This is a genomic window from Acetobacterium sp. UBA5834 (genome assembly GCF_002435675.1).
Classification (GTDB): Bacteria; Bacillota; Clostridia; order Eubacteriales; family Eubacteriaceae; genus Acetobacterium; species Acetobacterium wieringae.
The window spans coordinates 25,459-48,975 of sequence record NZ_DJGY01000007.1; the positions used below are offsets into that span (position 1 = coordinate 25,459).

Below are 23,517 nucleotides of genomic sequence, written 5' to 3' on the forward strand. Positions count from 1 at the left end.
TTTTTATTCTGCTTTTTCTATCGGGATGTGCTATCATTTCCTTTCAAGCCAAACCCCAGTTTAAGTGCCAGTCCTTGCATGTTCACCTGGCGATTGGGTATAAAGCTACTGACATCAATGCCAGCCACTGCGTTTTTATTTTGGCAATTCCCCTGACGATAAAGGAGACTATTATGGAAGATACCCACGCCCTGATTGCTTATCTCAATGCCCTGCTGGATGGAAAAAAGCCACCGCTGCCAGCCGGTTACGCCGATGACCCCGATTTTCTTTTGCTGATTGGGAAGCTTGGACACATCCAGGCATTTGTTAGTGAGGCCCAAAAAACGGATACCGGCGACATCTGTGATCTGGATGAGTTGATCGCCCTCAAGAAAAAGCTTAAGGAAAGTGAAGAACATCATCGGCTGCTGATTGAAAACGCCAGCGACATTATCAGCACCGTCAACCTCGATGGTGAATTTACCTATATCAGCCCTTCGGTGGAGCGGATGACCGGCTACACGGTGGACGAGGTCACCCATCATTTTCTTGAAATCAACTATTTTTTGCCGGAAACCTTAAAGGTCATGGAACGCACCATGGCCCTGGTCAGACAGACAATTGCCCGGGGCCAACGCTTTGATTCGGTTCGTTTTGAACAGATGCAATATACCAAAAATGGCCAGGCCTTCTGGACCGACACGGTTCTAACCGGGGTTTATGATGATCAGGATCAGCTCAAAGGATTGCTGGGCGTATCCCGGGATATCACCGAGCAGGTGCGGCTGCGGGAGGAAATCATCCGGCTTTCGCAAACTGATAAACTGACCCAGCTTTACAATCGTTCCCGGATCGAGGATCTGCTGGAGGATGAGTATAAATGGGCCAACCGCACGGATTCGACCTTTGCCGTCATCTTTCTGGATGTCGATCATTTCAAGTGGGTCAATGATCGTTTTGGCCATCAGGCCGGGGATCTGATCCTCAATGAGTTGTCGACGGTACTGCTTGACAACATCCGCCAGACGGATCGGGTCGGGCGCTGGGGCGGCGAAGAATTCGTTTTTATTCTGCCCGATACCGATGCCACCGGAGCCCTGCTTTTTGGTGAAAAAATCCGGTTAAAGATTGCCAGACACCCGTTTACCAATCCGACCCACATCACTGCCAGTCTGGGGGTGGCGGTTTATCAGGGCCGGGGCACCCTAATTGACCTGCTTGCCCGGGCCGATGACGCCATGTACGCCGCCAAGAAGGCCGGTCGCAACCAGGTGCAGTTGGGCTAGACCTGGACTCTCAAACAACCACCCGCTGAGAACGAAAGTAGTCTTCTTAGTTTTGCAGTAGCCGGATGGCCTCGGCCAACTCGACATCTTCCCCATTGGCAATCCGGATGGCATTTTCCGCCGTCATCGGAATGAGCAGATCCGGGCGAACTCCGCCGTTGCCATTACGACTGTCCAGCTGAATGTTTTTCTGTTCGTCCAGCGACTGTCCCGACGGCCAGTGGACCGTCAGTGAACCGGGCATCAAGGCTTCAGCGCCAGCCAGGCCAAATGATCCATTGGTGCCATAAAAACCCAGCGTTCTGACATTGGGCAGTTTCTGAAGCCCCATCGCCAGCCCTTCTCCGGAACTGACGCACTTGGGATTGATCAAGACAATCACCGCTCCCCCATAATGCGGTTGGGTCGGCGCAATGGTCAGACCAACACTGCCGTCTTCATTTTCTTGAATTTCAAATGCCCCTGTTGCCGGATTATAGAGATTCTGGTATTCATAAAAGGCTGGCTGATCATAAAAAAATCCCAGCATATCCGCCGCCATCTGATCCAGTCCGCCAATATTATTCCTAAGATCGATAATAAGCCCCTGACTACCATTTTGTTTCGCAGAAGCAATGGCATCACGAAGCAGCTCCAGGGTTGACTGCGTTTTTCCGGTTTCTTGAAGATCAGCATCGAGTTCTCCCTGAATTTTTACATAAGTGATCGTATCAGCCACCGTTTGGCTTTCCACCATCGCCGTTGGCACCGGATCCGGGTTATCGACCCCGACAAACATATCCCTGAGTTTATTGGAAACCACTGCATCCGGATAGTTTTTGCGAAGCGACTGGCCCCCATCATCAAAAGCAACCAGCCTTGCCAGGGTTACCCCATCAGCCCCCAGATAACCGATTTCAACCGGCTGGCCAATCGGAGCCCGAACCAGATAGGCCAGCTTTTTCAGATTCAGATATTCGGTGGTGGCCGATGTTCCACAAAGCAGCGTTTCGGTTTGCTCCAGCGCCGTCCGGATCGGCTGGCCATTCCAGGAAACCACTTCTGTCCCCGGCCGCAGCCCGGCTGCAAAGGCCTGCGACGCAGGATCAACCCAACTGATGACAATGTTATGATCACTGCTGTTTGCAAGTGCCAGCCCATAGCCGCCACCAATAAACAAATCATCAATTTCTTTAAGATTGTTGACCCGGACATGGCCATCGGGTATTTCATTGAGATAAGCCCGCAGCGTCAAATAGTAGCCTTTAAAATCCTGACTGCTTTGGGCGGCGGCAATCTGGGGTGTATAGGTGGCATGAAGGGAATCCCAATCAATTCCCTTCCATTCTGTGAAGGCATATTCCTGCGCGAGGGTTTCGTGTAGCGCTTCAAAGGCTGCTGTCCAGCTGCGGTCACTAAAATCGTTGGTTGCCTCCGATTGGGTCGGTGGCCGGTCAAAATAGGCAAGAATCCCGGCAACGACGATGACGATACAAAGAATCGCAAGTAGTTTTTTTATTTCCCTGGTTTGCATAAGAACTCCTTTCAAAGCTTGCGGAAATCCCCGAGACTTCTGCCATCAACAGCAAAATTTCAGCGCTTGACGGTTTCTTTTTTTAACCGACGAGCCACGAGCCCTGTTACGATAATAAAGCTCACTCATTTTGCGATTACAGGTTTTCCGCCGAGTTTAAATTAAGGTTATTATATAACACTTTAAGTCATTTATCCAATAAATTTAATCCGCTTGCTGATCGTCGGGTTAAAAAAATACCGGATTGCGGCGCTTCGCCACGACCCGGTATAGTTTATTTATTGCCCCACCGGCCCGATGATCCCGGCCCGATAGGCTTTGCTGTATTTGCGACAGTGCTTATCCTGTCCCATCAGGGCATAGGTGGCGAAGATGGTGCCCATCATTTCCCGATTTGTCGGATCCAGCACCGCCGAATCCATCCCCGCTTCCATGGCAAAGGCCATGGCCGTTTTATTCAGCAGTGGTCGTACCGGTAAACCAAAGGAAATATTACTGATCGCCCCGGTAACGTGGATGGTTGGATAGAGCGCCTTGATGGCCCGGATTTCGTTACCCAGGTTGACCAGAGCATTGTTATCGGTTGACAGGGCCATCACACAGGGATCAATGTGAATCCGATCCGGGGTGATCCCCAGTTTATCAGCCTTTTCCACTATCCGGCCGGTGATTGCCAGCTTGGTTTCCAGATCACAGGGAATTCCCTTGTTGTCACAGGTTAAGCCAACCATTTCCCAACTATTTCCGGCCAGCAAGGGCAACAGGATCTCGCACTTGTCTCCTTCTTCGGAAATCGAATTGATCATCCCCGGTTTGTTGGCATCTTTAAAGACGGCTTCAATGGCCCGGGGATTGGGGCTGTCAATACACAGCGGCGTGTCCACCGCATCCTGCACCACCGCTATCAGCCACTGTAGCGTTTCGATCTCCTCTTCCGGCGCAGTGCTGGCACATATATCAATAAAATCCGCTCCCGCTTCGGCCTGCTTGATGGCCCGGTCAGCGATAAAAGCGGCATCCCGTTTTTCGATGGCTGCCTTCACCACCGGAATGCTCCCGTTAATTTTTTCTCCGATAATAATCACTGCATTTCTCCTTTTTGTCTGTTTTCTCCATTATATCAGCAGATTCATGTAAAAATCAAAGGTTTCCTTGCTAAACCGTTCAAAATTGGCCCGGGCAAAATCCGGGGTCAGCGGATATTTTTGTTTAAAGCTGTCCCAATCAAACAGGTATCGTGACTGCGGCTTTGGTACCTGGTTTTCATCAAAAACAAAACCTTCACTGTTAAGCGGTGTACCAAAAGTATCCCCGGGGTTTTTATAGGTTGCGTAATCCCGGATAAATTCGGTCAGCGCCGCCAGGGTGTCGAGGTTTACTTCCTTTAAGGTCAGTGGGTTTTTATCAAAACCAAAAATATAACCGCCGCCAGGCAGCATGATATCCAGAAACGCCTTGGCCCGGTCAACAATCTGGGCCGGGGTATCGGTCTTTAATGCGGCGCTGGGGAATAAGCCAGTCAACAGGAATTTTTTGCCCAGCTTGTCTTTAATGGTCTGGGGATCTCCATATTCAAAAGCCAGCTGGCAACCCGCCGGAATTTCTGACTCTAGAATATCCAGATAACGGCTCCAGTCGTGTTCGCAGAACATATTGGGACGGGCCCCCACCGCCGCAAACTGCTTAAGCATCGTTTGATAGGACGGCAGGTAGATTTCCACAAAATCCTTTTCCCGCATAAAGGTCGGCATATGCAGCGGTATAAAGACCGAGCCCTGGGGATTAATATTCCCCGGCAGACCCCAATGAAAGAGCAACGGCATCACGGCGTCAGCTGCTTCCTGAAGCTGGCTTTTATGTCGGCGGACATCCATGCTGATGCCGGAAAAACTGCGCAGCTGATCAGCAATAAAATCCAGTGGGGCTTCGGTAAAATTAAAGGAGCCAAGCGGACTGCCGGGATAATAGCCATGAGTCTGGATCAGTTCAAAAAATGTCGGCAGAAAGGCCATTTCGTCATTTGTAAGCGCCTGCTTGCCCATCTGAATGGCAGTTGCCATGATCAGGGGATTCTGAGGATCAAGATTTTTATGCTGTCGGGGAATTACTGTTTCGACCAGAAAGTCAAAGGTATTTGCAATCAACTGGGGGTACTCATCATCCAGCATCCCGACCACCTCCGGATGTTGGACAAAACCGCCATTGCCCATCACAAAGGACTGGGAACCATAGAGCTGATACATCGACGGCGTCCGGGACAGCAAAAAATTAGCCGGAGCCACCGGACAGGAATCCGAATAGATTTTTTTGCACAGATCGCGGGCCGGATCGGACAGAAGCCCATAGTTAAACTGAAAATCAAAAAGATTCTGGCCCCCATATTCGGCCACCAGATGCTGGGGCAGGGTAATCCCAATCGGCATCCGCTCGGGTATGGTATTGGTATAGAAATCACGGTACAGTTGACTGCGTTTTTGTTGCAAGGCTAAAACATCACTCATTTTGTTCCTCCACGTAAATTTATTTTAAAATGACCAGACGCATCATCAAACGGCCACATCGGATGCAGTTAACGAATCACTTTCTTTTATTTTTAAGCAAAAGTAATTTTGCCTGATTGACCGTTAAAGGTTTACAGCTCTAGCGACATCATAGCAAAATCTAAACAGCCCTTCTGTCTCGCAAAAGACATAAGGGCGGTTTTTTTGTAAACTTTTATATTTTTAAGATTATCTAAATGGTTTGTGAGCAAAATTGTCGCAATTTTTCCATGTTTATAATAAAAATCTGGTTTCGCCGGGTATCAATGATCTGCTCCTCCCGGAGAATCTTTAAATACTTGGCCACATTGGCCCGGTTGAGTCCCACGAATTCGGCAATCGCCTGCTGGGAAAAGGGAATCCGCTGATCATGCTCATTGGTGTTTTTTAAATAGATATAAAAAAAATTACAGATCTTCTCCATGCCGGTGGAAAATAACTGGTTGGCCAGTTCCTGACCATTCAGCGACACCAATTTAATATACGCCTGGTACATCGCCATATTCAGATCCGGATTGGAATTAACATACCGCTCAAAGCCGATCCGATTAAAGACAAACACTTCCAGATCGGTGACTGCCGTAAAGGCAAAAGACCGCATCATCTCAATCTCGCCCGGAAAATACAGCGGCGCCAGATAACCCTTACCATAAAACGATGACGTCTTGACGTTCCCGGATTCATGAATAAAGGAGCCCGACATGGTTCCGGAGGTAATGTAGTACATCTCATCGAGGGGCTCGCCAAAGCCGTTAACCGGCTCGTTTTTAAGGTAGCGTCGAACCGTTTTTTTAATCCCGGCGAAATAATCTTCAAACGCCGAAAAATCATCGGCAAAATAATATTGCAGCTCCATTGTGCCTGCCTTTCATCTACAAATCATTGGTGTCAGCTTTAGCTGCAGTTTTATTTAAATACATTTTTTCATCGGCTTTTTCCAGCATCTGTGGGAGTGAGTCACCGCCATATTCATAACCAACGGCGTATTGGATTTTCAGTTGCTCTGACTTTTTGTTATACAGGATCGTGGCCAGTTCGATCTCCTTTAGCAACTGCTGTATTTGTTCCTCACGATGATTTTTGATAATCATTATGAATTCATCGCCGCCATAACGGCCAACAAAGACATTTTCATTGGTCAGATGGTTTAAAATATCTGCAAAAGCTTTAATCAGAGTATCCCCCGCACTATGACCGATGGTATCATTGACCCATTTCAGATTATTAAGATCCATCATCACCATACAATAGGGGCCCTGTTTGCGATCCATCGGTGTCCAAATCTTCTCTTCACAGCTCAGCCGACCGGGTAGTCCGGTTGGTTTATCATAATAAGCCGCCGTGGCCAGCTCTTTGTTTTTTCTTATCAAATGGATTTCGGTGATGGCCTGTTGGAGTGAAATGACAATCAGCAGGCCCAATAGGATAACCATCACCAATTCCAGGCTGGTGAGAACTTTTGTTTTTTGTTCCAGATAAAATTCTGCCGTTCCGACCACGTCGTTGGCCATATTAAAATAGGTTTCACTCATCTGAACGACTTTCTCCTTGTTGCCCGGATCGCTCCGATAGATCATAATTTCTGTCTGCAACTCATCCCAATAATCATTCAGCTCCGAGAGCTTTTCAAGATAGGGAATGTCGTCCAGTTTATCCAGATCGTACTGTCCTTGCCCGGTCTGGAGCTCATTGAGAATTCCGTCCAGATATAGCATCAGATCATCCTTGGGGATGCCGTTGGTTTCCAGCTTAACCAGTCGCTGGGTGCCGCCACGGATAATCCCGGTATAGTTGATCACCCGTCCGGTTCCCTGGATAATGTCCACCAGCTGGAAAATATTAAACAGCACGATCCCTAAAATAACGACACAGACCAATTGTACAACTTTATATAGCAATTTTCGATTACTATTCATACTTTTATTATCCTCAGTTTTTTATCTTTCATCGTATCTGTTTCTGGTTTATCTGTCAACGCAAATATTGGATCCAGAAAATAATGAAGCTGAACTTTTGCCCTCGTTTTTTTGTAATTTGCTGTTATTTCATATTCTTACCCCGAGTCATTTTAATTAGCCATCTTTTATAAAATTTCTGCCAATTGTTTTGCTTCTGCCAGCCTTTTAATCCGGCTATCTCAGATTTCATCGTTTAATAAGATCCTTTCAACCGCAGCAAAGCCGATCCGCTCAATCGTCTGGGCCAACCGCTCCCGTGGCAAACCATTGTCTAAGTAAAAATTGACTATTTTATTCATAGTTTGTTTGCTGCCTTCGTTGATTGCAGACTTAAAAAACCATTGTCATACAAAATAAGTGTCTGGCCGCCATATCAATCCGATTGATTGCCGAAGAAGTCCAGGCTGGTGAGCTTTATGCCTTCAGACATCAGGACTCGATCTGGAATCGCACCTTCGATCTGGTTTATCATAAAGACAAGCATCTAAGCCCGGCCATGTCCGATTTTATGGAGGTTGCCCGAAACTATGACAACACCGGCAGTGTGACAACTATTCCATCGGGCCAGCTGAGTTAGCTGCCAAAAAACCAGCCGCTTCTTTTCAAACGACTGGTTTTAGGGTTTTATTCGCTTAAAACCCCAGCAGATCAAGAACCTTGTCATCGACGTGGCGGTTCTGCCCGACAAAGGGGTAATTGTGAATGTGCAGGGCCGGGTTAAAGTTCAGCTCAATAATACTGTAATTGGTTTTATCGGGTTTGGCCTTTAAATCCTTTATAATGATGTCGGCCCCACAGATTTTGGCCCCCACCGCTTTGGCAGCTGCCACCGCTATGGCCTTATAGTCCTCACGAATCGCATCGGTAAAATCGATGCTGTCGCCGCCAGTGCTGATATTGGAGTTTTCCCGCAGATAAACGGTTTCGCCCGCTTTGGGAATGGTCGCAACCGTTTTATGCTGTTCGCCAAGAAAAGTAATTTCGGTATCATCCAGCGTAAGCTTCTCCAGCGGCGTCACATAGCCCTTGCCCCGCAGCGGATTGCGGTTTTTTTCGGCCACCAGCTCGGCAATGGTAGAAACCCCATCCCCCACCACATTGGCCGGTACCCGGTGAAGAATCCCCGCCACTTGCTCGCCAATCACCAGAAAACGGTATTCTTTGCCGGGGACAAATGTTTCAATCAGCACTGTTGTATCATACTCAAAGGCCTGAACCACCGCCTGTTGAAAACAACCTGCACACTGGAGATTTTTAAAAATCGCGATTCCCAGACCAAAATTGGTGGACTTGGGCTTCACCACAACATCCTGGCCCCGAAAGTTCTCAAAATGAGCCATCGCTTCATCGGCAGATTTAACCCTAATTCCCGCCGGAACGTTAATCCCTTGTTCCCGGAGTACCAGTTTGGTGACTTCTTTATTCTCCATAATCAGCGGCGCAATATAGGTATCCTTTGAAGTCCGTGTCGCCTGCTTGACGTATTCGGTTTTTTCGCCTTTTGTAAGCCGGATAAAATTATCCTCAGCATCCAGAATCTCAACAGTAATGCCCCGCTTCTTTGCTGCAGCGATCAGCATTGCCGTTGATAATTCCAGGCCGTCATTTTGATTATTAAACATCGTGATCGTCTCCTTAGCCAATTATTGTTGAAATATTTTCTATCAGTATAACCTGATCCCGCCCTCAGGAACAGTGTTTTTTTTAGAATTTATTTTCACAACTTTCTTACCGTTTCATCACCCAACCACTCAACTTGCGACGTAAGCCCCACCCTCAAATACCTTGAAAAATATAAGCCAATCACATTCTACTTGACAATATTTCCTGTGCGTGCTATTATCGCCATAGTTAGTCAGCTCTAACTATGGCGACCTCTCCAAACTTCTTCTCTTGCGATAAATCCTGGAATTTCTGCTTCCAGGATTTATCAGTAAACTCAAAAACACGACCATTTAAAAATCATGTGAAGACCAGCGGCAATTTTTTTTGCGGCCAATTTTTTTAACGCCATTGTTAGTCATTCCTAATATTTTATTCCGATGAGCCTGTTATTTTAAAAAAAGTTCCCTTGTTTTACCTCAATCACTTTATTTTGAAAGGAATTAACCATGATCCGATCACGATTTTCAACCTACTACCAAAACCATCCGGAAACCTATGACATCACCGCTCTGATCAGTTCACTCGACAGTCATGCAAATGTGTCCCGTTCCCAGTTGGCAGCCACTTCTCAATTATCAAATCAAAAACTGGAAACCGAAACGCTCTGCTCTGACTGTGAATTTTTCCAAAAGTGTGTCGAAGCCAAGGTCGAAAAAGCCTTACTCTGTCTTCAACGTTCGACTTTATGCCTTCAAAATCTGATCAGACTTTCAGAATCTGACCGGTAAGTTGTAACCCATATCGCATGACATCTTGCTGTCCAACTAAGACTGATTTTTTTATTTGTTGCTGAAGACACCCCAGAATTTATGACTTCCGATTCAATCCAAAAAAATCAAAGCTCATTTAAAAACAACGTCAACCGCTCACAAGTATCGTCCAACTCCCGGATTTTATCCCCCAGCTGTTTTGAGGCATCTTCTTTATCGACAATGACCCGATTGACCAACGCTGTAAGATCCTTTTTCAGTGCATTTGACTCCTGTTCCAGTGCGGCCGTAAAATCCCGGACGCTCTCGCGGATCTTATACTGATAATTATAAATCATGTTGTTGACATTATGCTCAGTATCGGTGGCCATCTTCTGCTGATAACGGGCGTAGATTTTTTTATTGGCGTAACCCCGGGGCAACAGGTAAACCAGATCATTGATATCCACCAAAAAAGCCGCCGGTTTCTGATTGACCTTGACATAGAAATCATCCCGCGAGGACAAGGTATGCACAGTGGTATCAACCTGATAGTTTATGCCGAAGAGTTCCGCCACCACCTGACCCAGAAACGCTTTGAGATCATCAATCTGTTGATTGAGAATTGCCGCCAGATGCTCATAACCCCGGGACAGGCTGTTAAGCCCGGTCTCGCTGAGGTCGCTAAGATGCTGGGTCAGGCAGGTATCGAGCAGCGCCATCAGCACTTTCTCGAGATCTCTTGTTTTATTCTGCTGATGCTGCTGATAGGCTGCCGCCAATTCCTCAGCCAGCTTCTTCCCAATCTCCCTGGCGCCATCCTGCAGCACTGCCCGAATCTGCTCCAGCAGCTCGTCAATGTTGCGTAGCAGATAAAAGCTGGCATCTTTGGTAAGCTGATCCAGACTTCTCAGTTTTTCTTCCAGTTCGCAGCGTTTTTCTTCCAGATTGTCCAGTGGCATACTATAAGCCTGGCGGTATAGCATAAGATGGGACAGCGCCGCTGCCAGCGACTCCCGAAACTTAATCTGGACCGAATCAAGAATAATCCGGTCGGCCGAAACCGCCATGTCCCCGGTGATTTTATCAAAAAGCGCAGCCATTCCAGCTTTGGTTCGGGCACTAATGGCAAATAGTTCAATCGCTTCCACCTCCATGATCTGACAGAGAATATCATGACAATAACCCAGATAGGCGCTCAAATCGGCCGGGCTGATGGTGTCGATCTTATTGATTGTAAAATAAAACTTGGCGGCGTAGTTGCGGGCTTGACTAAGGAATTCCCGCTCGATTTCGTTAATCGGACTGTCCACCGACAGCATAAAGACAATTGCATCGCTGTCTTTCATCAAGGCATAGGCTTCATCGGTATTGTTCTGATGAATCGACCCAACCCCCGGGGTATCCACCAGAATCAGCCCATCCTTTAAAAAGGGATTAGGCAAAAACAGGTTGACAAATGACACCCCTTTCTGGTTATTGGGATTCTGCTGCTCAGCAATATACCCGACCAACTGTGTAAGCGGTATCGGTTGATGCGCCCCACTTTTAAAATAAACCTCGGCCAAGGCATCGCCGTACTGAATTTTAGTGGCCACCGAGGTGACCGGAATAATCCCCACCGGCAGCACCTCAGCATCGAGGACGCCGTTAATAAAGGTGGTCTTTCCCCGCTTAAACTGACCGATGACCGATATGACCAGCTCCCGGTTTTTAATTTTTTCTTTTAAATTCCCAATTTTTATGGTGTCTTCTTCGCAAACCCCGGTGGCCCGGAGTAAAGCAGCCACCTCATCGATGGCGGTGATAGTCTCATCTTTACTCATATTCACACTACCTCTCCTGGTTGGATCTCTGATAAAAACATGGGCCGCAAAAAATGCTGCGGCAATCAAAAAAAGCCAACGATTCTGTATTTTAACAGAAGTCATCAGCTTAACGCATTTTGGCGGTTGCCAGGGCGAACTTCATCACCTGTTTTATAGTTTAATCGATCAAAATGAAAATCTCAATTATTTATTGAAAAAAACCTTCAAATCTGACCACACTTATTTCGGTTTTATTTTTGATTTCGATTTCAGCACCACCTTTTATTGACACGATTATTTCCTCATGATAACATTATTTCATAGAAGGTGATGGAGTTCACCAAAATTGCTTATCAGCTGATGACTCCTGCAGGATTTGTAATGCTGCAGGTTTTTTATTGTCTAAAATAACCCACCTCACAAAATTTTAATCCCTTCGTGTCGAAATGTTTTGTCACTTAAGTCAGGAGGACTGTCATGAAAAAATACTACTTTATCGCCGCAGGCGGTGCCCTGGGTGCGCTGCTGCGGTTTGAGCTGAAAAGCTCCCCCAACCTGTTCCAATTCTCTGATCCACTGATTAATCTGGCCTTAACCATTCTGGTCATCAACCTGTTTGGCTGTCTGATTCTGGGATCGCTCAATGCCGTTTTTTCTAAAACCGAACGGATCAGCACCGATTTAAAGCTTGGCCTAACCGCCGGACTGGTGGGCGCTTTTACCACCTACTCCACCTTCTGCAAAGAAAGCCTTAATATTCTGGACGCCGGTTATCTGCGGTTTTTCTGTACCTATGTGGCGGCCTCCATTATCCTCGGAGTCGGTGCGGTTTACCTGGGCCATCTGATCGGCCATCATATTTTACACCCAGTGGGAAAAAATCTGGCAATCCGATTCAGCCTTGATAGCAATTAAGGAAAACACCTGATGGAAACTTTATGTGTTATTATAGGTGGAGCTTTGGGTAGTACCACCCGTTTTTATCTGGGCAAACGCTTTGCCACACGGCATCAACACCTCCCGATCGGCACCTTTGTGATTAACGTCTCCGGCGCCTTTCTACTTGGTGTCGTCACCGGTTTTGATATCTCTGCCCTGCTTTATGGTCTCTTTGCCGAAGGCTTTCTGGGGGCCTACACCACCTTTTCGACCTTTATGTTTGAAGACTTTGTACTGCTAAAGAACAACCGCATCCTCAGCGCCATCATTTATGTGCTGGCCACCCTGGTACTGAGCTTTGGCGCTTTTTATGGCGGCTTCCTGATGGCAAATGCTTTTATCAATTAACAACAAAATTTAACAATAAAACCACATCAATGCCTTTTACCGGCCATGATGTGGTTTTTATTTTTAGTGAAGCTCATCAGCAATAGCGCTAACCGCTCACCACATTTCGCTGCTCACCTTTTAAGTAGCAAGCCAGATTGTCAACGGCAATGTCTAATAGCCGCTGTCTGCTTTCCCGGGGCGCCCAGGAGATATGCGGGGTGATAATGATGTTTTTTGCCTGCAGCAAGGGGTTGTTCAGTTTAATCGGCTCGGTCGAGACCACATCCACCGCTGCACCGCCGACCTTACCGCTGTTGAGGGCGTCCCGAAGATCTGCTTCGTTGATCAACTGACCCCGGGAGTTATTGATAATCAAGACGCCATTCTTCATTTTGGCAATACTGGTCGCATTGATCATCTCCCGGGTGTATGAAAAAAGTGGCACGTGCAGCACAATCACATCAGCTTCCTGATACAATTCATCGAGACTCACATAGTGGCAGGTCTCTGATTCCAACTCCGGGTATTTCATCACATCATAGGCCAGTACCTTCATCCCCAGGGCCTGAGCAATGTGACCAGTGCGCTGACCGATTTTTCCAAAGCCGATGATCCCCATGGTTTTTCCGCTGAGTTCAATCAACGGATAGTTCCAGTAACACCAGTCCTGGTTATTGGCCCAATCCCCGGCCAGCACCGAATGAGCATAATCACCAATCCGGTGACATAATTCCATCAGCAGGGCAATGGCAAACTGGGACACTGCATTGGTGCCATAGCTAGGAATATTGGTAACGGTAATCCCCCGCTCACTGGCCGCTGCCACATCCACGATGTTATAGCCGGTCGCCAGCACCCCAATGTAATTAAGCTTTGGGCAGCGGTTCAGGGTTTCGCAGGTGATCGGGGTTTTATTGGTCAGAACCATCTCGGCATCGCCAATCCGTTTTGCCACCTCGGCTTCGGCGGTACGGTCATAAACCATCACCATTCCCAATTTTTCCAGACTCTCCCAACTGAGGTCCCCGGGATTCAGGGCATATCCATCCAAAACAACTATCTTCATTTCTGTCACCTAGTTTCTGCGTAATTTTTGGTATATCTTCATTGCAATCTTATTTCTTTCGTTACTCTGGCAGCTCAGCTGGTGGTGGCGCCTTGATCAGAATCAGTTCCAGGGTTTCCGGGTTAAAGTTATTCAGCACCATTTTGGTATTACCGGGAATTTTTAATACCGTCCCCGCCGGATAGGCATAATAATCCTGATCATCGAGCTGCAGCGAGACAATCCCCCGGACCACTGTCATATAGACCACCGCATTGGTAAAGTGTTCGGGGAAACCGTCACTCTGATTAATAATCACATGCATATAATGAAGGTTTTCATCGAGAATCACCTTTTCAACGACCTTGTCATTGCCGCCTGTCAGTTTAAATATCTGCTCAACCATTGTCTTTCTCCTTTTCTTTACGCTGCTTTTATCATTCAAATGATACGATGTATTTTTTATACCCATATTTAACGGGTTTAAAAACGCAAATATCAGATCTTATTATTTTTTACGATTAAGCTTGGTTAAATCACCTGTTAGTTGATTTATTCAACCAAAATCAACTGCAAATCCATTGTGCTTTTTCTTGAAAAATCCTATAATCAGGTTGAGGTGATGAAATGAAAGAACTGAATATTGGCAAAACGATCGTAACCAAACGCCGGGAAAAGGGTTTAACACAGGAAGATCTGGCGTCTTATATGGGGGTATCCAAGGCCTCGGTATCCAAATGGGAAACCGGCCAGAGCTACCCGGATATTACCCTGCTGCCCCATCTTAGCGCCTATTTTAATATTTCCATCGATGAACTGATGGGTTATTCCCCCCAGCTGACCCCGGCAGCGATCAAGGCCCTTTATCATCGGCTGGCCGATGACTTTGCCAGCAAACCCTTTGCTGAGGTTCTGGCCGAATGCCAGCTCATCATTAAGAAATACTATTCCTGTTTTCCGCTGCTGTTGCAGATGGCCGTACTGCTGGCCAATCATCATATGCTGGCAGCTGATCCGGCAGCCGCCACTGCCGTACTGAATCAGGCGGTGACCCTCTGTCAGCGGATCAGAGCTGAGAGCGACGACCGGATTCTAGCCCGGGATGCGCTCTCTATTGAAGGCACCTGCTATCTGATGCTGGGTCAACCGGCTCAGGTGATGGATCTGCTGGGCGAAGATGTCCGGCCCTTCCCCACCGATACCGAAATGCTGGCTCAGGCCTATCAGATGGCCAGCAACCCCGATAAGGCCCGGCAGGTTCTGCAGATCAGCAGCTACCAGCATCTGCTGTTTCTGGTTTCGACGGCTTCCGCCTATCTGATGCTAAATGCCAGTGATCTTGACCAGGTCGAAACGATTCTGGCCCGCACCCTGGGGGTCGCCAAGCTTTATGATCTCGATGCCCTGCATCCCAATACCATGGCGCAGGTTTATCACGCCGCCGCTCAGGTCTATGCCATTCATCAGGACGCTGACACCACCCTGGCCTTTCTGGCGGATTATACCGAGGTCTGCGTTTCTGACTTTTTTCCCTACGCCCTTCACGGTGATGACTATTTTGACGCCATCCAGCCCTGGTTTGAGACCTTTGATCTGGGCGTCGGCCCGCCCCGCAGCGAAGACGTCATTAAACAAAGCATGCTCGACGGCCTGGTGGCCAATCCCCTGTTTGATTTTCTCAAAGAGGATCGCCGCTTTGTGGATCTGATCAAAAAATTGGAAGCACATTTAATTGATGAAGGAGACAAACAATGAAACGAATTGGAATTTTTTTAGGCATCACTTTCTTACTGACCTGGGCCCTGGAATTTGCCTTAATGGCCAATGGCGGGCTGGGAAACAGCTACGCCATTGCGGTGCTGTCAGCCGTGATGCTGATGCCCGCACTGGGGGTGGTGGCCACCCGGCTGATTACCCGGGAAGGCTTTCAGGATTTTGGACTTAAGCCCCATTTTAAAGGCAATGTCCGCTATTATCTGGCTGCCTGGTTTGGTCCGGCGCTACTGATTATTTTCGGGGCGATCCTCTATTTTTTGATCTTTCCGGCCCAGTTCGACCCCTCCATGAGCCAGATTACTGCTCAATATGCCGCCCAGGGCATCACGCTGCCCGATGGAAGCATGACAGCCATCTTTATTTCTCAGCTGCTCTTGGGGATTTTTCTCAGCCCGTTGCTTAATATCATCACCACCTCCGGTGAAGAAATCGGCTGGCGGGGTTATCTGCTGCCCAAGCTGATGGAACACTACAGCCCCCGGGTTTCGATCGTTATTTCCGGAGTGATCTGGGGTCTGTGGCATGCCCCGATTATTGCCATGGGGCATAATTACGGCACCGGCTATCCCACTGCGCCCTGGGGCGGGATTGTGGCGATGGTGATCTTCTGTATGGTAGTGGGCGCCTTTTTCTCATTGCTGGCGATCCGCACCAAGAGCTTTCTGCCCGCTGCCATCGCTCATGGCTCTTTAAATGGTATGGCCGGGATCTCCCTCTTTTTTGCCCTGGGCACCCCCAGTCCCTTTATCGGGCCGCTGCCGGTGGGGATCATCGGCGGGCTCGGGTTCATTGTTGTCGGGATTTTATCGTTTGTCCGGGTGGGCAGTAAAAATACCATTGATTAATTATAAAAAACACCAAAAAACAAACAATCATTCTTGGCTTTTAATATGAAAATGATTTTAGGTTGACATAATGATATAGCTTTGATATAATATGTCCAATAAAGTTGTGAAGTATGTACTTTGAGTAGTTTTCCTGGTGAGCTTGTTTACGTGTTGAGAAACGTGGAAATGTGTAAGCTGGGAGCTTAATAAATGAAACCTGTACAGAAAAACATTTTATGGAACTGGGGCTTGTGTAGGATCGAGAGGTCATACACTATACTATTGGACATTTTTGTCACAAATGGTATATTGTGAGTTATTTTTTATAGCGAAGCTAGGGCACTCTAACTCTGTATTTACAGAGTTGGAGTGCCCTTTTTTTTATAAATTTTTCCTTTAAAATTTTGGATTTCTCGACGAACTCGGTAGCTATTGCTTTTCCTTGATTTTAATCACTCAATCGATAAAGGATTAAATCAAGTTTATATAAATTTACTAATTTTATTCAGGAGGAAGAAATGAAAAAGTTAATGATGATGATTCTAGGGGTGCTGTTGGTCGGTATTTTAAGTGGCTGTTCCGGAGCATCTGCTGACGAAACCACCTATTCAAAGATTATCGAAAAAGGTGAGATGACCTTTGCTATGACCGGAGCTTATCCCCCGTTTAACTATATCAATGAAAATGGTGAACTGGCCGGATTTGATATTGAAATTGCTGCTGCCATCGCCGAAAAAATGGGGGTTACGGCCAAGCCCATTACCGTCGAATGGGACGGTATCATCGGCGGTCTGACCGGTAATCGTTTTGATATGATCATCGGCAGTATGGCGGTGACAGAGGAACGTCTGAAACAGGTTAGTTTCACCGATCCCTACTACTATGACGGGGCACAGTTTTTTGCCAAAGCCGGTTCGGGATTAAATAGCATCAATGAACTGGAAAATGGTAAGGTTGGCGTCGTTACCGGTACCACCTTTCATGAATACCTGGATGGCATGACAAATATTGCCGAAATTCTTCAATTCCAGAGTGACGTCGATAATTTCAAAAGTGTCGATCAGGGCCGTTCTGATGGGCTGGTGACCAGCAAGGTCGTTGGCGCCCGAGCCCCGATTGATTATGGCGTTGCCATTGAACCCGTCGGTGATCTGCTGTATACCGAAAATATCGCCATCGCGATCCGTCAGGATGATAAGGAGCTGCTGGAAGCCGTCAACAAGGCTTTGGCCGCCATCATTGCCGATGGTACCTACGCCGAAATCAGCAACCGCTGGTTTGGCATCAATATTCTCGAAAAATAACCGTTATGCATTCAGGCAGTCCGGATCTTAACCGAACTGCCTGAACCCATTTAAATCGGATCCGGGTGGATCTGAATGAAAAAATCTAAAACTGTGACATCCGTGTCTTTTTATCGAGACGACACGGATGTCATCATTTTATGGTTATTCTAATTTCTACTCATTCAAAAAAAGGAGGTATCCCATGGATGCTGTCATCAACAATAGTATTGAATTTTTTAAAACCGTGGTGGAGTTTGCGCCGAAGTTTATCCCCGGTGTCATCTTAACCCTGCAACTGGCGTTCTTTTCCATCATTCTGGGGATGATTATCGGTCTGGTGGTGGCCGTATTAAAACTGACCAAATATAAGTGGTTAAAAAAAACCATGGACGTCTATATCACCATCGTCCGGGGAACCCCCCTATTGCTGCAGCTGTATTTTATCTTTTATGGACTCCCCAGCCTGGGTATTATGATTGACGCTTTCCCATCAGCAATCATTGCTCTGGCCCTGCACAACGGCGCCTATATCAGTGAAATCTTCCGGGGTTCCATCGAATCCATCGACTACGGCCAGCGGGAAGCCGCCCGCTCGCTGGGAATGACCAAATGGCAGGCCATGAAACGGGTGGTGCTACCCCAGGCGTTTAAGCGATCAGTCCCGGCTTTGGGAAATCAGTTTATCATTGCCGTCAAGGACTCTTCCCTTGCCAGTGTGATCACGATCACCGAAACAATGCTGTTGGCCCGTCAGTTTAGCGCCGCCACCTTTAATGTCTTCCCGATTTATTTCACCGCCGGAGTGTACTACCTGATTATTACCATGGGACTGACCAAAGTTCTCAGTCAGGTCGAATTAAAGTTAAAAGTGAATGAGAGGTAAACAATGAGCATGATTGAAATTAAAAACTTACACAAATATTTTGGCGAACTGGAAGTGTTGCGTGGCATCGATTTAACCGTTTCCGAGAGTGAGGTCGTCTGTCTGATTGGTTCCAGTGGATCGGGAAAAAGCACCCTGCTGCGCTGTATCAATTTCCTGGAAGAAAAAAACGAGGGTGAAATTTATATTGATGGGCAAATGGTAACGGCCAAAGAGATCAACGAAATCCGCCAGAAGGTGGGCATGGTTTTTCAGCGCTTTAACCTTTTTCCCCATATGACGGTGCTGCAAAATGTGATGGAAGGTCCCATTACGGTTAAAAAAATGGATCGGAAGAAAGCCCGGGAGCTGGCCATGACATTGCTTGAAAAGGTTAACCTGCTGGATAAGGCCAACGAATACCCGGCCATGCTCTCCGGTGGACAGCAGCAGCGGGTGGCCATTGCCCGCTCGCTGGCGATGGAACCCAAGGTGATTCTTTTTGACGAACCGACCTCGGCCCTCGATCCGGAGCTGGTTGGCGAGGTCCTGGGCGTCATGAATGACCTTGCTAAAGAAGGCCGAACGATGATTATTGTGACCCATGAAATGGGCTTTGCCAAAGAGGTGGCGGATCGGGTCATCTTTATTCATGAAGGTCTAATTGCTGAAGAAGGTACCCCGGAAGATATTTTTGATCGCCCGGAAAACGAACGACTGCAGAACTTTCTGGGGCAAATTTTAGTCTAGGTTTCCTTTTTGCCAGGGTTCATCAGTCAATTCTTCAAACCAATCTTTTTTGAACTTCTTGATATTAAGTGCTATACTGATAGCGACAGACATTTTTATCACGATCAAAAGAGGAGGAAATCAATGAAGTTACTTGTTTATGTCTTAAGTCAGCCGGACAAACTGGATGCACTGCTGGCAGCCTTGGCGTCCAAACAAATATGCGGTGCCACAGTGCTGGAAAGCCGGGGCATGGCCCGACACCTCAGTCATCTCCACGATGCCGATGAAATCCCGATTCTCAGTTCATTAAGGTCGTTTCTCAATCCGGAAGTGGCTCAAGGTAATGTAATTTTTGTCATTCTCGAAGATAAAAAAATAGGCCAGGTCGTCGAAGTGATTGAGTCCACAGTCGCCCATCTGGATGAACCGGATTCGGGCATTGTCTTCACTATCCCCATCGATTTCGCGAAAGGTCTGTGTTCAATTGGAAGCTAAACTTATCATTGAAATAGCGATTATGTTGTTAGCCGGAATCCTGCTGGGACGATTGGCCAAACAATTCAAAATGCCCAATGTCACCGGATACCTGTTTGCCGGACTTATTTTGGGCCCTTCGTTTCTCAATCTCATCTCGATGGATATGGTCAGCGGTTTTGTGGTGATCTCGGATATTGCCCTGGGTTTTGTCGCCTTTTCAATTGGCAGCCAGTTTGACCTCAACTATTTTAAAAAGGTCGGGATTGCTCCGGTTGTGATTGCCACGGCGGAAGCCCTGATGGCGGTAATTCTGGTCACCCTGGTACTGATGCTTTTCGGTTTTGATCCCAAGCTTGCGATCATGCTGGGGGCCATTGCCGCCGCCACCGCCCCGGCCCAGACGATGATGGTAATCAAACAATATGATGCCAAAGGCCCGCTGACTTCGATGCTGATGAGCGTCGTCGCGATTGATGATGCGATTGCTCTGATCACCTTTGGTTTTGCCGCAACCATTGTCAATGCCATGAATTCAGCGGTCGAAACCAATCTGCTCCTCTCGATTCTGGCCCCCTTTTATGAGATCCTGATTTCATTTATCCTGGGTGCCGTCGCCGGAATCGTTATGAAGCTGTTTTTTCGGTTTTTCAAGAAACCCTCCAATCAGATTTGTATTGTCATCGCGATGATTCTGCTGACCTACTGGGTCGCTGATTTGCTTCACGGTTCCCCATTGCTGGCTTGTATGGCCCTGGGCGGTGTCCTGGTCAACATTTACCGCGATCATATTGATGCCCTGATGAAAACCATCGATGCCTTTACCCCACCAATTTTTATGGTCTTTTTTGTCATCTCCGGGGCTGGCTTTCAGATTTCCGCCTTACCCGCAATTGGACTGATCGGGATCATCTATGTGGTCGTCCGGGTTATCGGCAAAATGGCCGGGGCCTGGTTTGGCGGAAAAATCACCCATCAGGACGAAAATATCTGCAAATATATGGGACCAACCCTGATGCCCCAGGCTGGCGTCGCTTTAGGACTGGTGGTCGTAGCCGCCAAGGTTGTGCCGCTTTATGCCGAACAGATTCAGGTCGTTATTTTATGTTCCACCTTTATCTATTCGGTGGTCGGCCCGATTGCCGCCAAATATGCCCTGATCAAAGCCGGTGAAATCACACTGCCCGAAACCAGACCGGTTTCCCCTAAAAAAATTCATTCCTAAACCAGTAGTGGCGATGCTTCCTTTAAATAACCGGAAGCATCGCCATTATTAATTTATTTCCCACGCCATGGTGCCACTAAGCGCTGACGCCCTTTTTAAAACTTCAGCCGCGACAAACAGCCCAGGTCAAAGGCGCCCACGACTTGGCCGGCGCCATCCCGGACGCCAATCTGATTGACGCCGTTTTCCAGACAGATCCGGATCCCGACAATCAGCGGATCAGCGGCGCTGACCCACAGGGTTATCTCCTTTTCGGAGACATTGCCGTTAAAGGGACAAACCACCTGTTCGATTTTGACAATATTCAAATAGGATAAGAAGCCCTTGTTACCGATAAAGTCATCGGCAAAATGACTCTTGCTGTGAAAGACAATGGCATCCCGGGAACCCATTTCCATGATTTCGCCCTGATTCATCACCACAATTTTGGTCCCCAGCTTGATGGCTTCCTCAATGTCGTGGGTGACAAAGACAATGGTTTTATTCAGGGTTTGATAAATCCGGATGATTTCATCCTGGAGCACCCCCCGATTAATCTGATCCACCGCCCCCAGGGGCTCGTCCATTAAAATAATCTCCGGATCCGCCGCCAGCGCCCGGGCAATACCTACCCGTTGCTTCTGGCCGCCGCTTAATTCGTTGGGATATTTGGCCAGATAATCTTCTTCCAGACCGACCAGTTTAATCAGCTCCCGAGCCCGTTCCCTTTTTACTGTTTCGCTGGCTTTTTGAATATCCAGGGCATAGGCAATATTTTTTTCAATGGTCAGATGGGGAAACAGCCCCACCTGCTGAATCACATAACCGATATTGCGTTTCAAGGTTATCGGATCCCACGCTTTGAGCTCTTTTCCCTTGATCCTGATTTCCCCGCTGTCGGGCTTGATCAGGCCGTTCATCATTTTTAAAAGGGTCGTTTTGCCGCAGCCGGAAGGGCCGATCAGCACCACAAACTCGCCTTGTGAAACGGTCAGGCTCAAATGTCTTATAATTGGTTTCTCGGCTTGATACTGCTGGCTGACATCACGAAACTCGATCATCGGCTTATAATAAGCCCTTGGCTTTCAGGAATTCAGCGGCAACGTCGCCGGCATCGCGGTTCTCTTTTTCCACATAATAATTCATCTGCTGCATTTCCTGATCATTAATCTTTCCACCTAACTGATTGAGAATGGCCTTCAGTTCCGGGTATTTATCCAGAATTTCCTGACGGATCACCGGGGCAGCTTCATAAGCCGGGAAGAAGCCCTTATCGTCTTTTAACACCTTTAAATCATATTCGGCCAGCAGTCCGTCGGTGGAAAAGTTATTGATGACATCCACCTGGCCCTCGCCAATAGCCTTGTATTTCAGACCGATATCCAGCTCTTTGGTTTCCTTGAAATTAAAACCGTAAGCTGTAACCAGTCCGGGATAACCGTCTTCACGTTCGTAAAAATCGTACTCCGCTCCCAGGATCAGGTTATTGCTCTGGGCTGCCAGATCGGAAAAGGTATTAATCCCCATGCTGTTAGCTTTGCTTTTATCCATCGCCAGGGCATAGGTGTCGTTAAAGCCGTAGCGATCCAGCCAGGCAAAATTGTATTTTTCCTGATACTGTGTTTTAACACCTTCGTAAAGGGCTTCCGGATCGGTGACCAGCTCGTTTTTCAGAACAAACAGCCAGCCGGTGCCGGTATATTCCGGGTAGATGTCAATTTCGCTGGCTTCCATGGCCGGCTGAATATTGGAGGTTCCGCCGCCAATGCCCATCTTATACTCCACCTTAATATCAGAATTGGCTTCGATCAGCTGGCCCATCATTTCAGCAATGATATAGCTTTCCGCCATCGGTTTTGACGCAATAACTACTTTCTTTTCCTGATTTTGACAACCGGCTGCTAACAATACCAGCATGACGAGTAATACTAAACCCATCCACTTTTTCATTTTGTCCTCCTTAATAATCTTTTTTCAATTATTCCCAATATGCCATCAGCTACAAAGGCCAAAAGAGCTACCAGCAGACTGCCAGCCACCGTCATTTCATCAAAATTCGTGGTAATCCCCCGCCAGATCGCCACCCCCAGGCCCCCGGCACCGATAAAGGAAGCAATCCCGGCCAGAGCGATGGTCATCACCACCATGTTGCGGATCCCAGCGATAATCACCGGTAAGGCCAGGGGAAATTGAATCTTTGACAGCAACTGCCAGGGGGTGCTACCCATTCCCACCGCCGCCTCAAGAATCTGATCATCTACTTCAGTGAGCCCCACATAGGTATTGCGGATTACCGGCAGCAGCCCGTAAATCACCAGGGCGATGATCGCTGTGGTATTGCCGATGCCGGTGATTGAGACAAAAAAACCGAACATGGCAATAGAGGGAATGGTATAAAGCACGTTCGTCAGGCCAATCACCACGCTAGCCGCTTTTTGTGATTTGGCAATCAGAACCCCGGTGGTCACCCCCACTACCGTAATAATCACAATCGCAATCAGACTCAGCACCAGATGCTGGAGCAGCAGTTCAATAAAAAAGTCGCTGCGGGTCTTAAGCAATTCGCCTAAATTTTTAATGAATTCCATCGGCATTTCCGTC

Annotated in this window: 24 protein-coding genes and 2 riboswitches; of the genes, 12 read left to right on the forward strand and 12 right to left on the reverse strand. The window is 47.5% G+C overall.

All coding sequences use genetic code 11. From position 1 onward, the window contains the following. Positions 1–173 precede the first annotated feature (173 nt). Positions 174–1,268 (forward strand): sensor domain-containing diguanylate cyclase, encoded by a 1,095-nt coding sequence (locus B3F51_RS01000; RefSeq protein ID WP_286944975.1) that lies wholly within the window; start codon positions 174–176, stop codon positions 1,266–1,268. A gap of 46 nt (positions 1,269–1,314) precedes the next feature. Here B3F51_RS01000 and B3F51_RS01005 read toward each other — a convergent pair whose 3' ends face one another. From B3F51_RS01005 to B3F51_RS01025, 5 genes are all read right to left on the reverse strand, one after another. Next, complete coding sequence (locus B3F51_RS01005) at positions 1,315–2,781, reverse strand: S41 family peptidase (protein WP_286944976.1); 1,467 nt, start codon at positions 2,779–2,781, stop codon at positions 1,315–1,317. 278 nt (positions 2,782–3,059) lie between these two features. Then, the gene (locus B3F51_RS01010; RefSeq protein WP_286944978.1) at positions 3,060–3,866 is read right to left on the reverse strand and encodes a methyltetrahydrofolate cobalamin methyltransferase; all 807 of its coding nucleotides are present in this window, start codon (positions 3,864–3,866) and stop codon (positions 3,060–3,062) included. A 30-nt stretch (positions 3,867–3,896) separates the two neighbouring features. Further along, positions 3,897–5,282, reverse strand: coding sequence for a hypothetical protein (locus tag B3F51_RS01015; RefSeq protein WP_286944979.1), 1,386 nt, complete (start codon positions 5,280–5,282; stop codon positions 3,897–3,899). 232 nt (positions 5,283–5,514) lie between these two features. Next, the gene (locus tag B3F51_RS01020; protein ID WP_286944980.1) at positions 5,515–6,177 is read right to left on the reverse strand and encodes a Crp/Fnr family transcriptional regulator; all 663 of its coding nucleotides are present in this window, start codon (positions 6,175–6,177) and stop codon (positions 5,515–5,517) included. Positions 6,178–6,193: 16 nt separating this feature from the next. Continuing rightward, positions 6,194–7,237 carry a GGDEF domain-containing protein gene (locus B3F51_RS01025; RefSeq protein WP_070371333.1) on the reverse strand — a complete coding sequence of 348 codons (1,044 nt, stop codon included), beginning with the start codon at positions 7,235–7,237 and terminating at the stop codon, positions 6,194–6,196. Between the two features lie 424 nt (positions 7,238–7,661). Between B3F51_RS01025 and B3F51_RS01030 the strand changes: the two genes are divergently transcribed. Then, the gene (locus B3F51_RS01030) at positions 7,662–7,856 is read left to right on the forward strand and encodes a hypothetical protein (protein WP_250935412.1); all 195 of its coding nucleotides are present in this window, start codon (positions 7,662–7,664) and stop codon (positions 7,854–7,856) included. Between the two features lie 55 nt (positions 7,857–7,911). Here B3F51_RS01030 and gshAB read toward each other — a convergent pair whose 3' ends face one another. Beyond that, positions 7,912–8,901: a bifunctional glutamate--cysteine ligase GshA/glutathione synthetase GshB gene (gene gshAB, locus B3F51_RS01035; protein WP_286944983.1), complete on the reverse strand. Its 990-nt coding sequence runs from the start codon at positions 8,899–8,901 to the stop codon at positions 7,912–7,914. Positions 8,902–9,390: 489 nt separating this feature from the next. Here gshAB and B3F51_RS01040 point away from each other — a divergent pair, with 489 nt between their 5' ends. Continuing rightward, positions 9,391–9,672 carry a hypothetical protein gene (locus tag B3F51_RS01040; RefSeq protein ID WP_250935409.1) on the forward strand — a complete coding sequence of 94 codons (282 nt, stop codon included), beginning with the start codon at positions 9,391–9,393 and terminating at the stop codon, positions 9,670–9,672. Between the two features lie 107 nt (positions 9,673–9,779). Here B3F51_RS01040 and B3F51_RS01045 read toward each other — a convergent pair whose 3' ends face one another. Beyond that, complete coding sequence (locus B3F51_RS01045; protein WP_286945007.1) at positions 9,780–11,459, reverse strand: dynamin family protein; 1,680 nt, start codon at positions 11,457–11,459, stop codon at positions 9,780–9,782. 88 nt (positions 11,460–11,547) lie between these two features. Beyond that, positions 11,548–11,617, reverse strand: a riboswitch (Fluoride riboswitch). A gap of 141 nt (positions 11,618–11,758) precedes the next feature. Then, a riboswitch (Fluoride riboswitch) is annotated at positions 11,759–11,818 on the forward strand. A 100-nt stretch (positions 11,819–11,918) separates the two neighbouring features. Between B3F51_RS01045 and B3F51_RS01050 the strand changes: the two genes are divergently transcribed. Both B3F51_RS01050 and crcB read left to right on the forward strand, forming a co-directional pair. Continuing rightward, positions 11,919–12,356, forward strand: coding sequence for a fluoride efflux transporter FluC (locus B3F51_RS01050; RefSeq protein ID WP_286944985.1), 438 nt, complete (start codon positions 11,919–11,921; stop codon positions 12,354–12,356). Between the two features lie 12 nt (positions 12,357–12,368). Beyond that, positions 12,369–12,728 (forward strand): fluoride efflux transporter CrcB, encoded by a 360-nt coding sequence (gene crcB / locus B3F51_RS01055; RefSeq protein ID WP_286944987.1) that lies wholly within the window; start codon positions 12,369–12,371, stop codon positions 12,726–12,728. Positions 12,729–12,816: 88 nt separating this feature from the next. Here crcB and B3F51_RS01060 read toward each other — a convergent pair whose 3' ends face one another. Further along, on the reverse strand, positions 12,817–13,776 hold the full coding sequence (locus tag B3F51_RS01060; RefSeq protein WP_286944989.1) for a D-2-hydroxyacid dehydrogenase: 960 nt from the start codon (positions 13,774–13,776) through the stop codon (positions 12,817–12,819). A gap of 61 nt (positions 13,777–13,837) precedes the next feature. After that, positions 13,838–14,161, reverse strand: a complete 324-nt coding sequence (locus B3F51_RS01065; protein ID WP_228880596.1) for a cupin domain-containing protein — start codon at positions 14,159–14,161, stop codon at positions 13,838–13,840. 221 nt (positions 14,162–14,382) lie between these two features. Here B3F51_RS01065 and B3F51_RS01070 point away from each other — a divergent pair, with 221 nt between their 5' ends. The 7 genes from B3F51_RS01070 to B3F51_RS01100 all read left to right on the forward strand — a co-directional run bounded on the left by B3F51_RS01070 (position 14,383) and on the right by B3F51_RS01100 (position 20,937). Then, positions 14,383–15,510, forward strand: coding sequence for a helix-turn-helix domain-containing protein (locus tag B3F51_RS01070; RefSeq protein ID WP_228880593.1), 1,128 nt, complete (start codon positions 14,383–14,385; stop codon positions 15,508–15,510). Next, positions 15,507–16,376 carry a CPBP family intramembrane glutamic endopeptidase gene (locus tag B3F51_RS01075; protein WP_286944993.1) on the forward strand — a complete coding sequence of 290 codons (870 nt, stop codon included), beginning with the start codon at positions 15,507–15,509 and terminating at the stop codon, positions 16,374–16,376. The genes B3F51_RS01070 and B3F51_RS01075 overlap by 4 nt, the downstream gene beginning before the upstream one ends. 500 nt (positions 16,377–16,876) lie before the next feature. Beyond that, a complete protein-coding gene (locus B3F51_RS01080) occupies positions 16,877–17,662 on the forward strand; it encodes an ABC transporter substrate-binding protein (protein WP_070371317.1) in 786 nt (261 codons plus the stop codon). A 184-nt stretch (positions 17,663–17,846) separates the two neighbouring features. Next, complete coding sequence (locus B3F51_RS01085) at positions 17,847–18,527, forward strand: amino acid ABC transporter permease (protein WP_070371316.1); 681 nt, start codon at positions 17,847–17,849, stop codon at positions 18,525–18,527. A 9-nt stretch (positions 18,528–18,536) separates the two neighbouring features. Next, the gene (locus tag B3F51_RS01090; RefSeq protein ID WP_070371362.1) at positions 18,537–19,256 is read left to right on the forward strand and encodes an amino acid ABC transporter ATP-binding protein; all 720 of its coding nucleotides are present in this window, start codon (positions 18,537–18,539) and stop codon (positions 19,254–19,256) included. 123 nt (positions 19,257–19,379) lie between these two features. Then, on the forward strand, positions 19,380–19,733 hold the full coding sequence (locus B3F51_RS01095) for a P-II family nitrogen regulator (protein WP_286944994.1): 354 nt from the start codon (positions 19,380–19,382) through the stop codon (positions 19,731–19,733). Next, positions 19,723–20,937: a cation:proton antiporter gene (locus B3F51_RS01100; protein WP_286944996.1), complete on the forward strand. Its 1,215-nt coding sequence runs from the start codon at positions 19,723–19,725 to the stop codon at positions 20,935–20,937. Before B3F51_RS01095 ends, B3F51_RS01100 begins: the two co-directional genes overlap by 11 nt. Positions 20,938–21,032: 95 nt before the next feature. On the opposite strand, the gene B3F51_RS01105 is transcribed toward B3F51_RS01100, so the two are convergent. From B3F51_RS01105 to B3F51_RS01115, 3 genes are read right to left on the reverse strand one after another with little or no spacing between them, the layout of a single operon-like run. Further along, positions 21,033–21,977 carry an ABC transporter ATP-binding protein gene (locus tag B3F51_RS01105; RefSeq protein WP_286944997.1) on the reverse strand — a complete coding sequence of 315 codons (945 nt, stop codon included), beginning with the start codon at positions 21,975–21,977 and terminating at the stop codon, positions 21,033–21,035. A 4-nt stretch (positions 21,978–21,981) separates the two neighbouring features. After that, complete coding sequence (locus B3F51_RS01110) at positions 21,982–22,866, reverse strand: glycine betaine ABC transporter substrate-binding protein (protein ID WP_286944999.1); 885 nt, start codon at positions 22,864–22,866, stop codon at positions 21,982–21,984. After that, complete coding sequence (locus tag B3F51_RS01115; protein WP_148637861.1) at positions 22,863–23,504, reverse strand: ABC transporter permease; 642 nt, start codon at positions 23,502–23,504, stop codon at positions 22,863–22,865. The genes B3F51_RS01110 and B3F51_RS01115 overlap by 4 nt, the downstream gene beginning before the upstream one ends. Between the last annotated feature and the right edge of the window lie 13 nt (positions 23,505–23,517).

Excerpts from the sequence above, each read along its gene's own strand:
- B3F51_RS01000 (WP_286944975.1), top strand. The coding sequence starts at position 174 with ATGGAAGATACCCACGCCCTGATTGCTTATCTCAATGCCCTGCTGGAT.
- B3F51_RS01005 (WP_286944976.1), bottom strand. The coding sequence starts at position 2,781 with ATGCAAACCAGGGAAATAAAAAAACTACTTGCGATTCTTTGTATCGTC.
- B3F51_RS01015 (WP_286944979.1), bottom strand. The coding sequence starts at position 5,282 with ATGAGTGATGTTTTAGCCTTGCAACAAAAACGCAGTCAACTGTACCGT.
- B3F51_RS01020 (WP_286944980.1), bottom strand. The coding sequence starts at position 6,177 with ATGGAGCTGCAATATTATTTTGCCGATGATTTTTCGGCGTTTGAAGAT.
- B3F51_RS01025 (WP_070371333.1), bottom strand. The coding sequence starts at position 7,237 with ATGAATAGTAATCGAAAATTGCTATATAAAGTTGTACAATTGGTCTGT.
- gshAB (WP_286944983.1), bottom strand. The coding sequence starts at position 8,901 with ATGTTTAATAATCAAAATGACGGCCTGGAATTATCAACGGCAATGCTG.
- B3F51_RS01040 (WP_250935409.1), top strand. The coding sequence starts at position 9,391 with ATGATCCGATCACGATTTTCAACCTACTACCAAAACCATCCGGAAACC.
- B3F51_RS01045 (WP_286945007.1), bottom strand. The coding sequence starts at position 11,459 with ATGAGTAAAGATGAGACTATCACCGCCATCGATGAGGTGGCTGCTTTA.
- B3F51_RS01050 (WP_286944985.1), top strand. The coding sequence starts at position 11,919 with ATGAAAAAATACTACTTTATCGCCGCAGGCGGTGCCCTGGGTGCGCTG.
- crcB (WP_286944987.1), top strand. The coding sequence starts at position 12,369 with ATGGAAACTTTATGTGTTATTATAGGTGGAGCTTTGGGTAGTACCACC.
- B3F51_RS01060 (WP_286944989.1), bottom strand. The coding sequence starts at position 13,776 with ATGAAGATAGTTGTTTTGGATGGATATGCCCTGAATCCCGGGGACCTC.
- B3F51_RS01065 (WP_228880596.1), bottom strand. The coding sequence starts at position 14,161 with ATGGTTGAGCAGATATTTAAACTGACAGGCGGCAATGACAAGGTCGTT.
- B3F51_RS01070 (WP_228880593.1), top strand. The coding sequence starts at position 14,383 with ATGAAAGAACTGAATATTGGCAAAACGATCGTAACCAAACGCCGGGAA.
- B3F51_RS01075 (WP_286944993.1), top strand. The coding sequence starts at position 15,507 with ATGAAACGAATTGGAATTTTTTTAGGCATCACTTTCTTACTGACCTGG.
- B3F51_RS01080 (WP_070371317.1), top strand. The coding sequence starts at position 16,877 with ATGAAAAAGTTAATGATGATGATTCTAGGGGTGCTGTTGGTCGGTATT.
- B3F51_RS01085 (WP_070371316.1), top strand. The coding sequence starts at position 17,847 with ATGGATGCTGTCATCAACAATAGTATTGAATTTTTTAAAACCGTGGTG.
- B3F51_RS01090 (WP_070371362.1), top strand. The coding sequence starts at position 18,537 with ATGATTGAAATTAAAAACTTACACAAATATTTTGGCGAACTGGAAGTG.
- B3F51_RS01095 (WP_286944994.1), top strand. The coding sequence starts at position 19,380 with ATGAAGTTACTTGTTTATGTCTTAAGTCAGCCGGACAAACTGGATGCA.
- B3F51_RS01105 (WP_286944997.1), bottom strand. The coding sequence starts at position 21,977 with ATGATCGAGTTTCGTGATGTCAGCCAGCAGTATCAAGCCGAGAAACCA.
- B3F51_RS01110 (WP_286944999.1), bottom strand. The coding sequence starts at position 22,866 with ATGAAAAAGTGGATGGGTTTAGTATTACTCGTCATGCTGGTATTGTTA.
- B3F51_RS01115 (WP_148637861.1), bottom strand. The coding sequence starts at position 23,504 with ATGGAATTCATTAAAAATTTAGGCGAATTGCTTAAGACCCGCAGCGAC.